12 protein-coding genes are annotated in these 13676 nt (G+C 65.3%); 6 read left to right on the top strand and 6 right to left on the bottom strand.

The genetic code is table 11. From position 1 onward, the window contains the following. Positions 1-15: 15 nt before the first annotated feature. The 6 genes from ACO06X_RS09995 to ACO06X_RS09970 all read left to right on the top strand — a co-directional run bounded on the left by ACO06X_RS09995 (position 16) and on the right by ACO06X_RS09970 (position 5890). The gene (locus tag ACO06X_RS09995) at positions 16-1209 is read left to right on the top strand and encodes an aspartate aminotransferase family protein (RefSeq protein WP_421839764.1); all 1194 of its coding nucleotides are present in this window, start codon (positions 16-18) and stop codon (positions 1207-1209) included. Beyond that, the gene (gene argF, locus ACO06X_RS09990; RefSeq protein ID WP_421839763.1) at positions 1206-2132 is read left to right on the top strand and encodes an ornithine carbamoyltransferase; all 927 of its coding nucleotides are present in this window, start codon (positions 1206-1208) and stop codon (positions 2130-2132) included. Before ACO06X_RS09995 ends, argF begins: the two co-directional genes overlap by 4 nt. Positions 2133-2134: 2 nt before the next feature. Further along, the gene (locus ACO06X_RS09985; protein WP_421839762.1) at positions 2135-3043 is read left to right on the top strand and encodes an Hsp33 family molecular chaperone HslO; all 909 of its coding nucleotides are present in this window, start codon (positions 2135-2137) and stop codon (positions 3041-3043) included. Positions 3044-3158: 115 nt separating this feature from the next. Then, positions 3159-3605, top strand: coding sequence for a DUF3617 domain-containing protein (locus ACO06X_RS09980; protein WP_421839761.1), 447 nt, complete (start codon positions 3159-3161; stop codon positions 3603-3605). Positions 3606-3654: 49 nt separating this feature from the next. Further along, positions 3655-4359 (top strand): 7-cyano-7-deazaguanine synthase QueC, encoded by a 705-nt coding sequence (queC, locus tag ACO06X_RS09975; protein WP_421839760.1) that lies wholly within the window; start codon positions 3655-3657, stop codon positions 4357-4359. After that, entirely contained in the window at positions 4343-5890 is a 1548-nt protein-coding gene (locus tag ACO06X_RS09970; protein WP_421839759.1) for an MFS transporter, read from the top strand. Before queC ends, ACO06X_RS09970 begins: the two co-directional genes overlap by 17 nt. A gap of 171 nt (positions 5891-6061) precedes the next feature. On the opposite strand, the gene ACO06X_RS09965 is transcribed toward ACO06X_RS09970, so the two are convergent. From ACO06X_RS09965 to ACO06X_RS09940, 6 genes are all read right to left on the bottom strand, one after another. Further along, positions 6062-7186, bottom strand: a complete 1125-nt coding sequence (locus tag ACO06X_RS09965) for an OmpA family protein (protein WP_421839881.1) — start codon at positions 7184-7186, stop codon at positions 6062-6064. Between the two features lie 191 nt (positions 7187-7377). Beyond that, positions 7378-7833 carry a DUF2793 domain-containing protein gene (locus tag ACO06X_RS09960; RefSeq protein WP_421839758.1) on the bottom strand — a complete coding sequence of 152 codons (456 nt, stop codon included), beginning with the start codon at positions 7831-7833 and terminating at the stop codon, positions 7378-7380. A 21-nt stretch (positions 7834-7854) separates the two neighbouring features. Further along, positions 7855-10071 (bottom strand): phage tail protein, encoded by a 2217-nt coding sequence (locus ACO06X_RS09955; RefSeq protein WP_421839757.1) that lies wholly within the window; start codon positions 10069-10071, stop codon positions 7855-7857. Between the two features lie 5 nt (positions 10072-10076). Continuing rightward, positions 10077-10487 carry a peptidoglycan endopeptidase gene (locus ACO06X_RS09950; RefSeq protein WP_421839756.1) on the bottom strand — a complete coding sequence of 137 codons (411 nt, stop codon included), beginning with the start codon at positions 10485-10487 and terminating at the stop codon, positions 10077-10079. Then, positions 10484-11314, bottom strand: a complete 831-nt coding sequence (locus ACO06X_RS09945) for a DUF2163 domain-containing protein (protein ID WP_421839755.1) — start codon at positions 11312-11314, stop codon at positions 10484-10486. The genes ACO06X_RS09950 and ACO06X_RS09945 overlap by 4 nt, the downstream gene beginning before the upstream one ends. Position 11315: 1 nt before the next feature. Continuing rightward, complete coding sequence (locus ACO06X_RS09940) at positions 11316-13670, bottom strand: DUF2460 domain-containing protein (RefSeq protein WP_421839754.1); 2355 nt, start codon at positions 13668-13670, stop codon at positions 11316-11318. Positions 13671-13676: the final 6 nt, after the last annotated feature.

The following is a 13676-nucleotide window of genomic DNA, read 5'->3' as shown; positions in this document are numbered from 1 at the left end:
GGAAGGAAACGTGTCATGTCGATCACCCCGTTGATGCCCGTCTATCCCCGGTGCGGCGTGCGTCCGGTGCGCGGAGAGCATTGCCATCTGATCAGTGAAGATGGCACGCGCTATCTCGATTTCGCCAGCGGCATTGCGGTCAACCTGCTCGGCCACAGCAACGAGCACCTGATCGGCGCGATTCAGCGGCAGGCGGCAACGCTGATGCATGTCTCCAATCTCTACGGTAGCCCGCAGGGCGAGCATCTGGCCCAGCGGCTGGTAGACCTGACGTTCGCCGATACGGTGTTCTTCACCAATTCGGGCGCCGAGGCCGTCGAATGCGCGATCAAGACTGCGCGCGCCTACCATCAGCATGCCGGCAATAGCGAGCGCTATGAGCTGATCACGTTCAAGAATGCGTTCCATGGCCGCACGATGGCCACGATCAGCGCCTCCAACCAGGAAAAGATGCACAAGGGCTTCCTGCCGTTGCTCGAAGGCTTCCGCTATGTCGACTTCGACGACCTCGAAGGGGCGCGAGCAGCGATCGGGCCGAATACGGCGGGTTTCCTTGTCGAGCCGATCCAGGGTGAAGGCGGCATCCGCGATGCCTCGCCCGAATTCCTCCAGGGCCTGCGCGCTCTTGCCGACGAGCATGACCTCATGCTGATCTTCGACGAAGTGCAGTGCGGCGTCGCCCGCACCGGCGATCTCTATGCCTACGAGCTGTACGGCGTGACGCCCGACATCATGGCGAGCGCCAAGGGTATCGGCGGCGGCTTCCCGCTCGGTGCCTGCCTCGCGACCGAAAAGGCCGCACGCGGCATGGTGATCGGCACCCACGGCAGCACCTATGGCGGCAATCCGCTGGCGATGGCTGCGGCCGAGGCCGTGCTCGATGTGGTGGCTGAACCCGCCTTCCTCGCGGACGTGAAGGCAAAGGGCGAGCGGCTGCGCGGCCGGCTCGAGCAGTTCATCGGCAACTACCCGGACATGTTCGAACTGGTGCGCGGGCGGGGCCTGATGCTCGGCGTCAAGATGAAGATCGAGCCGCGCGCGTTCGTCGCCCACATGCGTGACAACCACCATCTGCTCACCGTCGCAGCGGGTGACATGACCTTCCGCGTCCTGCCGCCGCTGGTGATCGATGACAGCCACATCGACGAATTCATGGAGAAGCTCTCGGCCGCAACTGCCAGTTATGCGGTCGAAGCCGTGCCGGCATGACCCGGCATTTCCTCAGCCTGAGCGACGCCGGCGGCGATGCCCTTGCCGCCATTCTGGGTGATGCCATGGACCGGAAGGCGGCGCGGCGCGCGCTGCCCAAGGGCCAGCACGATGCCGATGCGCCGCTCGCCGGCCGGGTCCTCGCCATGGTGTTCGAGAAGAACTCGACGCGTACGCGGGTCTCCTTCGACATCGCGATCCGCCAGCTTGGCGGCAGCGGCCTCGTGCTCGACGCCGGGACCACGCAGCTCGGCCGCGGGGAGACCATCGCCGATACGGCCCGTGTGCTCAGCCGCATGGCCGATGCCATCATGCTGCGCACCGATGATCACGCGAAGCTCGAGGAACTGGCGCATTACGCCAGCGTGCCTGTGATCAATGGGCTGACCGATCTCTCGCATCCCTGCCAGATCGTCGCCGATCTGCAGACCCTGCTCGAACACGGCAAGGCGCTGCCCGGGCTTGAGGTCGCTTGGCTTGGTGACGGCAATAATGTGCTCAACTCGTTCGTCGAGGCGGCAGGACTGATGAAGTTCAACGTCCGCATCGGCGTGCCCGAGGGGTACGACAGCGATCCCGCATTCATTGCCGCAGCCCGCGCTGGCGGTGCTCGCATCGATACCATTCGCAGCGCGGCGGATGCCGTGCGCGGCGCTGATGTCGTCGTCACCGATACCTGGATCTCGATGGGTCAGGCCCATGCCGAGGCCAAGCTGGCCGCGATGACCCCGTTCCAGGTGAACGCCGGCCTCATGGCGCTGGCGAAGCCCGATGCCGTCTTGCTGCACTGCCTGCCCGCCCATCGCGGGGAGGAAGTGACCGACGACGTGATCGATGGCCCGCAATCGGTCGTGTGGGATGAAGCGGAGAACCGCATCCACGCGCAGAAATCGATCTTGCGCTGGGCGTTCGGGCAGCTCTGACCATGTCGGATGATGCCGCCTCTGCCGGGATGACCGGCTTTGATCAGGTCCTGACTTTCACCGTGCCCGAGCGCAATGCGCGCGGACGCATCGTGCGGCTTGGACCTGTGCTCGATGCTGTGATCGCGGCGCACGCCTATCCTGCGCCGATCCGCCACCTGCTGGCCGAGGCGATGGTGCTGGCCGCGCTGCTTGGTTCCCTGCTCAAGGATGAGCAGAGCCAGCTGACAATGCAGGCGCAGACCCAGGATGGCGTGATCGACCTGCTCGTCTGCGACTACCGCAGCGGCGAGCTGCGCGGCTATGTCCGTTTCGACCGCGCGCGGCTGGACGAACTGGGGCCCAGCCCTACGTTGCATGCCCTGTTCGGGGATGGCTACCTTGCCATCACTTTCGATCTCGCGGCGACGGAGCAGCGCTATCAGGGCGTCGTTCCGCTTGAGGGAGAGACACTTGCAGCGGCCTGCGAGAGCTACTTCCTGCAGTCGGAACAGATCCCCACGCTGATCCGCCTCGGTGTGCGCAGCGATGCAGGTGGCTGCGTTGCGGGCGGCCTGCTGATCCAGCACTTGCCGGAGGGTGAGGAGGGCCGTGAGCGGCTCCATGTCCAGCTCGATCATCCGGAATGGGAGCACATGCGGATCATGGGCGGTTCGGTTTCACCCACCGAACTGGTCGATCCAGACCTCGATCTGGAGACAGTCCTCTGGCGTCTCTTTCACGAAGAGCGCGAGGTGCGCGTGGAACGCGGCAAACAGATCGTCAAAGGATGCCGCTGCAGCAGCGACTACTATCGATCCGTCCTGGCGCGCTTCGGGGCGGCAGAGCGCGCAGAGATGCGCAATGAGGACGGATTGATCCTCGTCGACTGCGCATTCTGCTCGAAGGTCTTCGAGATTGATCTCGACTGATACCACCGATTCGGTTCGTCGCGGGCGAAGAACACTTTAACGCAGCCAGATTTTGCGTATACTACATGCAGCGGTCCGGCATGGTGTCGGCGCGCTTTTTGGACGCGCCTGCAAGATGGACCGCCTGCTGCGCACCCTAACCGAAGTCTCGGCCCGCCAGCTTGTCCGGCTGGTTGGTGCCGGTGCCTTCATGTCGCTCGTGTTTGTTGCACCAGCGCTTACGGCGCAGCGCCCTTCGCTTGCCATGCTCGACCAGCTCAAGCCGGGACAATGGGAAGTGCGGGATCGCGATCTCGCCGGCGGCCGCAGCAGGCTGTGCATCGAGAACGGTCGCCGCTTGATCCAGATCCAGCATATGCGCGAAGTCTGCCGCAGCTTCACGGTCCAGGACACGGCGGACACTGTAACGGTCCATTACACCTGCCCGGGCAATGGCTACGGACAGACATCCGTCCGCTATGAAAGCGCGCAGCTCGTGCAGTTGGAAACGCAGGGTATCGCGCATGGCGTGCCGTTCAATTTCCGCGCGGAAGTGCGGCGCATCGGCGCATGCACATCCTGATTGCGCGCTAAGGATTGCCACAAGCAGTTCATGGCTTTAGCTCTGCTACATGGTCGCCGAAGCCGTTTCCCGGGAAAGCCCGCTCGCCGTTGTCCTGCTCTCGGGTGGGCTCGATTCGATGGTCTGCGCCGCCCTTGCGCGTGAGCAGGGTTTCCGTGTTCTCGCGCTGACGATCGACTACAACCAGCGCCACAGGGTCGAGATCGAGGCAGCGCGCGGCATTGCTTCAGTGCTGGGCGTAGAGCGCCATGTCATTTTGCCGCTCGATCTGCGCCAGTTCGGTGGATCTGCGCTGACCGCTGATATCGCTGTGCCGAAAGAGGGGGTCGGCGACGGCATTCCGGTCACTTACGTGCCGGCCCGCAATCTCGTCTTTCTCTCCCTAGCCCTCGCATGGGCTGAGGCGGCTGGGTCATCAGACCTCTTTATCGGGGTCAATGCGCTCGATTATTCGGGCTATCCCGATTGCCGGCCGGAATTCATCGGCGGCTTCGAGAGTCTCGCCCGGGTCGCCACCAAGCTTGGCGATCAGGGCGGTACCGTGCGGGTTCACGCTCCGCTCCAACACCTGAAGAAAAGCGAAATCGCGCAAGAAGCGGCCCGTCTCGGGCTCGATCCTGGTGCCAGTTGGTCGTGCTACGATCCGCTGCCCGATGGACGGGCCTGCGGTGTGTGCGACAGCTGCCGTCTGCGGCGCGCGGGATTCGATGCAGCCGGGATAGAGGATGGCACCAAGTATGGAGATGACGGATAAGCCGAAGCAATGGTTCGGCGTTGACCGCTATAGTTGGTACGCGCTGTTTGTCCTCGTCATAGTCTACATCATCAACTTCGTGGATCGGCAGCTGCTGACGATCCTTGCGGTCGACATCAAGCATGATCTCGGCATCTCGGATGCCCAGTTCGGCTTTCTCTACGGCACTGCATTCGGCGTTTTCTACGCCTTGTTCGGCATCCCGCTTGGCAAACTGGCAGACCGCGCCATGCGCACGCGTGTCCTTGCCGCCGGCCTTGCCCTCTGGTCGATAATGACCGCGCTTTCCGGTCTCTCACGCAGTTTCCTGCAGCTGGGCGCCGCGCGGATCGGCGTCGGCGTGGGCGAGGCGACTGCGGGGCCATGTTCCTATTCGCTGCTGGCGGATTACTTTCCTGCACACCGCCGTGCGACCGCAGTGGCGATCTTTTCGTCAGGCATCTACCTCGGCGGCGGCTTTTCGCTCTACATCGGCACAGCGATCGCCGGGGGCTGGAACCACGCCTTTCCGCTGGGGGAGCGGCCATTCGGCCTCGCTGGCTGGCAGGCCGCGTTTCTTGCCGTTGGGCTTCCCGGCCTTGCTCTTGCGTTCTGGGTGCGCAGCCTGCGCGAGCCGCTTCGTGGCCGCTTTGAGGCACCCCAGGTTGAGGGTGCGCCTCGTCCCGCCCCTCAACCAGCGACGCTTGCCGCCTTCGTGCGTGATCTGGCCACTATCGTCCCCCCGTTCACCCTGCTGGCGGCTGCCCGGCGCGGCCGGACGGCCTTGTTGGGCAATCTCGCCATCATGGCCGGTCTGGGCTTGCTTGGGACAATCCTGTCTTTGTTGATCGGTGATCCGGCACAATGGATTGCGCTTGGCATCGGGACTTATGCCATTGCTTCCTGGGCGGTGGCCCTGCGCCACGATGATCCCGAAGCCTTCCAGGTGATCTGGGCCTCGAAATCGGTCGTGGGCCTCAACCTCGGCTATGGGCTGATGTGTGTGATCACCTACGCCAATTCGGCATTCGGACCTTCGCTGGTGATCCGCGAGTTTGGCGCATCAGCCGGCGCCGTGGCGCTGATTGTCGGCGGATCGGCAGCGATTGGCGGCGCGCTGGGCGTGATCGCCGGCGGAGCGTTGGGAGATCGCCTTGCTGGCGATCGCTACCACTCCCGGCGCATTCTCGTGGTGATCGCGGCGCTGCTCACGTCGCTGGTGCCGAATTGCATCATGCTGGCAACCCATTCACTCACGGTCGTCTACATCTGCGTGTTCCCGATGTGGTTCCTGGCAAGCTGTGCGCTGGGCGGCGCAGCGGGAACGATCGTGAACATTGTCCCGGCGACAAGTCGTGCCACTGCAACAGCGGCATTCTTCCTGTTTGCGACCATGGTGGGCCTTGCACTCGGGCCTTATGCGGCGGGCAAGATCTCGGGTGCGTTCGGTGCCAATCTGCGCATCGGGCTTGCCGGCATTCTTGTCGTCGTGCCTTTCGCACTGATGGCTCTCGAGGTGTGCCGCCGCGATCTGGTAAGCCGCGAGCGCTAGGGCCGCACCCCAAAGTCAGCTGACTTCACCTGGTGGGTGATCGCCCCCGCACGCCATGGACGCGTCCGGCTTGCAGGCATTGGCCGCTCCATGCAGCGCGTCATCTCCGCCAAACGAAAAAGGGGGCCGGATTGCTCCGGCCCCCAATTCCAAACGGCAGTTCGCCGAAGCTTACATGCCCGAACCCGGACCGTACGTGATTTCCACGCGGCGGTTCTGAAGTTCACGCACGCCGTCCGCGGTCGGAACGCGCGGGTTGGCTTCACCGAAGGCCTGGTTGGTGATCGCGCCATCGGGGATGCCGTGGGCGGTCAGGTAGCCGCGGACCGAGTCGTTGCGACGCTGCGACAGACCGAGGTTGTACTTCGGCGTGCCCGAACGGTCGGTGTAGCCGGCCAGCATGATCGGAACGCTGGCGCAGTTGCCATAGGCCGTAACCGCGTTGTCCAGAATGGTCGCCGCTTCAGGCGTGATGTTCGACTTATCCCAGTCGAAGAACACGATGTAGGGCCCCTTGTTGCAGACCGGCGCGGGCGGCGGCGGCGGGGGGGGCGGCGGCGGGGGCGGCGGGGGCGGCGGGGGCGGCGGGGGCGGCGGGGGCGGAGCGGGCGGTTCCGGCATCGGCGCAGGCTCGGCGCCGCCGAAGTTGTACGCCAGCGTACCGAGCAGCGAATGCGAGCGCCAGCGGCCCAGAAGGTCCTGACCTGTCAGCGCGCCGTTGCCGACGACGTTGACGTTGCTCACGCTGAAGTAGCGATACTTCAGGCCTACATCCCAGTGCTTGGACAGCGGGGCGCGCACACCTGCGATTGCCTGCCAAGCGAACTTGGTAGCCGAATCGTCCACACCGCCGAAGCCGGCCGTCGCGATGGAGTACTTGACGTTCGCAACGCCGACACCGCCGCCGACAAAGCCCTGAAGGCCATCGTCGCCGCCGAAGTCGAGCAAGCCGTTGACCATGTAGCTGAGAGCCTGCGAGCGGCCACCCAGCGTACCGGAAGCGCGATCAACCGTGGCGCCCGTGCTGTCGGTGATGCGGTCAGCGCGTGCACGGCGATAACCGACTTCGGTTTCAAGGCGGAAGCCGCCGAAGTCGTAACCCACGATACCGCCAACGTCGTAGCCGGTATCGCTCTTGAGGTTGGCCGCGTTAGCGACACCAGCGATGGCCAGATCAGTCCTTTCGACGATCATCGCGCCAGCATCGACCTCGACGTACCAGGAATCTTTCTTGGCGAGTGCCGGCGTTGCGAGCGCCGTGGACGCCAGGGCCAAGCCCACGAGCAGTTTCCGCATTCTCATTTCCCCTTTATTCGAAGTCATGCCTCGGGTGCTTTCGCCATTAGCGGCTCTCGTTTTTGCTTGCAAGCAAACGTGAGTGCGGGATGTTGCCAAAAGGCAACTAAAACCAGACATCTAGGCAACAATCCCACACCAGGGCGGGTCGTCGGCCGGCATGATCGAAGTATGATCGGGGTGATTCAGGGTCAGGACAGTACGCCAGCGGCGCGGAGTGTCGTGATAATTGCAGCAATTGCGGTGCGGGCCTCGCTGTCGATCACTGCGCCGCCGGATGGTGCCGCCGGCGCTGGCGCAAGGTGCCAGGTGCCTCCTGCAAAGAATCGGTAGGCAGCTGTTGCGATGTCGTAGGCGCGCATCCCTTCTCTGGCAGAAACAAACCGCCAACCGCCTTCGCTCCAGGCGGCAATCCGGCCGCTTTGCCCGGCAAATGCGCCGGTCGCGCTTGCTCCCACCAGCCAGCACTGCCCGTTCACTGGCGCTGTGGGTGGAGCCGTGATGATCGCTTCGATGGCCGGATGGAGCAGCACGTCTGCCGCCAGCAAGGCTTCATTTACAATCACTTCCTTCTGGCTCTGCCCGGCGAACAGCATGGGCAATGCAAAGCGCGGCGAAGTAGACGAAAAGCTCAGGGGGTCGGTCATCATCGTGTCCTCTCGCGGGCGTTAGGCAGGGAAATCGATGCGCAGCGGCATGGAGGCAGCATTTCGCCCGATCTGGCGAACGGCAAAGTACTGCGGCACGTCAGCGGGCAGTCCTGCAATCTGCTCCGCTGTCGCCACGAAGGCACTGGCCGCCGTTTGCCAGCGCAGCGCCGGTGTATCCGGGTCGCCGACGGTGATTTCCCAGAGCTCCGACTCTTCGTTCAGCGGCGTATCAACTCCATCGAGCCAGCCCCATGCCCCGCGTGCCCGCCGCATCCAACGCAGCGCGATGGAACCATCGCTCTGCAGCACGGCCGTACCGTGAACAGGCGAGAACGGCCGCAGCGTTGCTCCGGGGTCTGCGATCGGCACACTGACTGCGGCGGTGTCGCCCAGGCCGACTGCCACGATGTGGGTCGCGGCCGGATCACCGATCATGGCCGCATCAAGCTGTACCAGGTTGTCGTCGATCAGAACGAAGGGTTCGCCAGCGACATGAGTCCCCACCGCCCACTCCGTTCCGCCGCGGCCGCGCAGCCAGTGGCTCAGCCGCCACACACCGCTTCCCAGCGGCGCGGCGCTCGCAAACTGGGCGATCTCGTTGCCGATCCGGGCCCGATTCGCCCCCTGCAGGAGCTGTGCGAGGCTGGCATCGACCAGCACTTGGTCCGTGCCCGCCAGCACGACGTCCAGCGTCGATTGGCGATCGAGCAAGAGCGGTGATGCGGCGGGCAGCGCGCCAATCGCGCGTCCCATCCTCGCCCTGCTTCGTCCGGTCGAGCCGATTGAAGTCAGTGCGCCGCCATCGCCGCCAAGGTCCGCAAGCAGGGCAGCGCCGGTCCATCCCGCACTGGCTCCCGATGCCGCAGCGAAAACCGCTGCCGTCGTTCCGCTCCCGGCCCCATCCCATGGTAGCGCAAACGCTTCCAGCACGGTCGGCGTGTGCGCAAGATCCGTAGCGGGATTGAACCTGCCCGGATCCGCCACGGGTGCCGAACTCACTGTCGTCGCCCCGCTTGACGGGCTCGCGGTTAGCGTAAGCAAAACACCGTCCTGCTGCCACTCCCACTGGGAAATCCGCCATAGGCCAGAGGCGATCGGAATGCTCACGAATGCACCGGGGGTTATCGCGGGATCGATCTCCGTGATCCGGTAGTTTATCGTATCGGCAGGGCGCGCTGCCCGGCGACTTGCATTGCCGGCCAGCGTCTGTGCCTCTGCGGCGCTGAGCGCTGCCGGAAGTTCGATGACCTCGAGGTCGCCCTGCTCGCTCCGGCCGATGCCGCGCTGGAGGCCCGGCTGGTAGTCGCGTGCCACGTCGTAATATCGGACTCCGCTCTGGCGCACTCGCGGCAGAGGTTCACGCTTGCGCGACCAGCCACTGGCCTTGGCCTCGACCGATTGGCCCTCCTTGTTTGCGGCCGCCGGGCCAGGCAAGGCTACCGGTAAGACAGGCCCGGTTGGCTCCGCCGCGTGGATCGCCAAAGTGCCCCCGGAGACCGCGCAAACGATCGGCACGGCTTCCGAGATCACCGCCAGCGCGTCGCCAGCGGAACCCTGGTCGATGCTGAAGCCCCTAAAGCTGGTGTCCAGATTGCTCACCGCCGCATCCGGCAGGATCGCCCGCGCGATGGCACCGATCGAAGTGCCGGCCGTGTCCGCCAGTATCTCGAAGGTCAGCGAGGGGATGCGGTTGCCAAAATCCGCCAGCTCCAGATCTTCGAACACCGCATAGGCAATGCCGCGATGGGCAGGACACTGCGTGACCCCCTCCGCCTGGACCATCAGCGGGTCGGCGGCCTGATCTCCATGGCCGTTGTGGATGCGCAGCGTGCCACCCACCTTGAGATCGCCACCCGCGCCGCGCAGCAGGTTGCCGTCAGCCCAAATTCGTCCAATCCCCGCGATCGGTCTGCTGGCAATGGCCACCGCGAACGACGAGGTATAGGTATAGCTCGTGACCGAAGGTCGTCCCTTGCCGCCGCGCGCCGTATCCTTGTGCTCGACCAGTTCGGTTGCCCAGATCACACTGCCCGCAGCCCGCATCTTGCCGAAATGCAGCGGCAAAGCAGACCCATAGCTCGATGTCTGGACCGTAAGATCCTTCAGGCGCGGGCCTTCGACCTTGCGTCCCCCCAAGATCGCGGCATCGACCTGGCGGCCCACGAGCGCCCCGATCGCACCGCCAAGCGGACCGCCGAACACGGTGCCGACAGCAGTGAGCAGCAAAGTAGCCATACGTGTCAGTCCCCGATTGTGTGCAGCAAGTTCGGCACCCGCCAGCCACCGGCGGTCGGCCATGGCAGGGGGCCGGGCAGGAAGGTCACCCTCCCCAGTCCGGCGTGCGCATGGATGAAGCCGCCCGCAGCACGAACCACGAGGTGCGGCTGGATCGGGCTCACCATGACAAGTACGACATCGGCATCCGCTGGCAGTGCCGGTTCGAACCGATTGGCCTGAGCAAAGGGCAGCAGGCTATTCACAGAGACGGTGCGCAGGCGGTATCCTGCCGGTACGACCGGCTCGGCTCCTGCGCGGCGCATGGCTTCCGCCACCACGCCCACGCAGTCGAGGCCCGTCGCGGGATCGCGGCCATGCAGCCGAAAGCGGACGCCGATCAGGCTCGCTGCGGCTTCAACGAACACCGCGTTCATCGCTGCGCTGCCGGATAGCGGGTCAGCAGATCATTCCCCGGCAGGAACGGCTCGCCCTGAAAGTTGATGGCGTTGCCAAAGCGTGTTGCGCAGGTGCCAAGCGTGTGGTCGCACCCTTCGCGCAGCTCGATCCGTGTGCCGATCGCTGCATTCGCAGCCGCCGCCCGGTCCAGCACAAGCCAGGTGCCGTCGACCGCCTCGATCCGGCGAATCAACCCCGCCTCGGGGCCATCGATCCAGCGCAGCGTTCCAAAGGCCAACGATTCGGCAGCCGGCCCCCCTGAAACGCGGACGGCTCCCCCATCTGCCGAAATGGCGGCGAGAACCGCCTGATGGGTGAAGACATTGGCAGACAGCGTGCAGCCTTCGCCGCAGAATTCTGCTCGGCAGGTGGGTGCGGTTCGCGGCACGATCTGGCGCGCCAGCAGGTCCTTGACCGAACGCAGCTCGGCCGAAAAGCCCGCGCCCTCATGTCCCACGGTACCGATCGTGCCGGCATAGAGCGTCATGCGTTCAAGCGTCTCCCAATCGACCAGCCCCATCGCGATGGAACCGCCGTCGAACCGGCCTGCCGCAAGGTCCATCTCGCGGATGGAATCGTGGCTCAGCGCGCCCGCCACTTCCGCGCTGTCGGCCTCGAAATCGGCGGTGCGGTGGATCGCCGAGGGCACCATGCCGGGCGCGGTCCGATGGACGAGCCCATCGAACGCAAGGTCCCGGTCATGGCTCGTGAAGCCGAACGTAACGCCATCGCGCCGCTCGAGCCGCCACCAGATCGCAACGGTCTCAAGCGGCTGGCTGAACCAGACCCTCGTGCTTTCGGGCATGTCAGGCATCCTCGCGCAGTTCGATCAGCGGCACGCTCGGTGCCTCGCCCGCGGCAAACGCTGCGCCGGAGATGTCGAGCCGGTCTTCGGCAAACCGCACCGGCACATCGAACAGGAAGCCTGCGCGCACGGTTTTGCCCGCAGCCGGCGCGTCGGCAAACACGATCTCGCCCAGGCCATCGAGGGTCCAGCTCGTCACCGCCGCGCCGTCCACGCTCACCAGCAGGCTGTCCGGGCGCGGACGGGTAATGCGCCGCTGCTGCGCATCAAGGCCGAGGCCATAGGCCTTTACCAGCGGGAAACGTGCCGCGGCTCCGTTGCCGGCCCCGATCACCTGATCCAGCGCGGTTGGCGTGCCGGTCATGCCGTTGGAACTGTAGTCGGATGGGTCCCGCAGCCGGAACCCTCGCGCCTGTCCGCGCCGCGCCCGGAAGAAGCCGATCAACTCGCCGAGCTCGGCTTCGGAGCGGACGCCGGGGCCCACATCGAAACGCAGCCGCGCATCGGCCCAAAGGCTGTTGCGCCGCTCGAACCCTGATGCCGTGATCGTCACATTGGTCGAAAACTCAGGAGTCACCGTCGCGGACCGGCCAATCGCGATCGGGAAGAGCACGTCGTCGAAGGGTTGCATCATGTCGTCCTCGCTGGCCGCCCCGGCGGTGGCATCGGGCAGGCGGGTAAAGCCGTCGCGCGCCACTTGCGGCAGCGCCCAGATGAAAGTTTCCGCCACGCCCAGCGCCTGCGCTTCGCTCACGGCTGCATCGATCAGCGGCCACATGGCTTCGGCATCGGCGGCGTTCAGCACAAAGCCCGAAAGGTAATGCTGCTGCGTGCGCGGGTAGCCGAGCCGAGCCTCCGCTTCGGCGCGCCCCCGTGTCCGCCGCGCTTCGAACCCGGCCGTGAGCCAGTCATAGTCTTCGAGCTGCAGCACATCGAAAGCGGGCGCGGCCCATCCGGTCGGCAGGTTCGCGCGCCGCGCCTCGGGTGTCGCGGGATCGAGCACGGTTGGCAGGAATGCCAAAAGCAGCGTTTCGCAGGGCGCGCTCCCCGCCGCCGTTCGCACGGCTGCCGCCAGGCTGATCGTCGAACTCGCCAGCAGCGCGCCCGCTGCATCAAGCAGCGCCTTCTGCGCCGCCGTCAGCGTCGCACCAAGGTCGGGAATGACCACCGGACTGCCGCCCAGCGCCGCCTTGGCTGCGTCGTCGTAAAGACAGATCTTGCGATCTGCGGTGACCCACCACCACGGCTCACCCACCTGATACCGCACGGGCAAGCCGGCTTCGGTCAACATTCCGGCCAGCCGCACCGCAACCTTGCGCAGCCAGTCATTCGCCGCCGTGCTGGCCGGCGAAAGCAATGCCGAAGGCGGCGACCAGCCGGTCCGGGCCGGTGCGCCATCGGCGGATCGCTGCTGCCAGGCGGGGGGACAATGCTGCGCCAGCAACTCGTAGGATTGCGAGAGGATGACCGTGTATCCCATCGTCTTTGCGGCAGACAGGAACGCCCCATGCCAATGTTCTGCCGCAGGATTGAGTGCAGGCAGCGCCGGATCGACCACGAAACCGCCCGCGCCGTCCGGCGCCAGCGGAAAGAAGTGGCTCATTCCGACATAGTGGTTGATGCTGCCGCGATAGCCCAGGCCCCGGATGGTGCGCAGAATTCGCGCCGGCGTCTGGTTGTAGCCGTCGTCATAGCCCGTCGCCATGCAAAGCCCGTGCGGCGGCACCATCACATCGCCTATCGTCAGCATGGGTTTGTGCCCGCTGCAGCGCATGGCGCTCAATTCGGCCCAACCCGTCACCGCCGGTGAAAACGGCGTCGTCGCTGTCGCCGAATAACCGGGCGCGACGAGCGAAATGAACATCCGGTCGATGTCGGAGGGATAGACCGGATCGGCTTCCCCCGGCAGCAGGAACCCGCCTGCCAGCGCCGAGAATGGCAGCGTCACCACCGCATCGGTCGGGGTCCCCACGGCATAGTTCCACAGCCGCACATACCGGGCATGCGGATTGCCTGCGGCGTCCCGCCCCTCAATCGTCAGCGTCGGTCCGTTGATGGCATTCAGCGGCAGCACGCCACTCGAACGCCAGCGAAACGACAGGGTGAGCCGCGCATAGTCGCGGTCGGTGTCATAGGCGAGCAGCGGGTGGTCCCACCGGTCTGCGCTCTCCCAGATCAGCCCGATCAGATCGTCCGCTTTCTGGAACACCGCATCGACTCGCAGCGCATCGGGGGCCGTGGTCACCACCGAAGCCATCGCCGGGCGCGGGAAATCCACGGTCCAAAATCGCGGATCGAACCGCTGGATCGTATCGGTCGCCTGCACGGTGCGGCGGTTTGCCAGCCAGAAGCTCATGGCCTC

The sequence above is a fragment of the Novosphingobium sp. genome (genome assembly GCF_965229225.1).
Lineage (GTDB): Bacteria > Pseudomonadota > Alphaproteobacteria > Sphingomonadales > Sphingomonadaceae > Novosphingobium.
The sequence above is the reverse complement of the archived record's forward strand: the minus strand, read 5'-3'. Positions and strand labels throughout refer to the sequence as shown.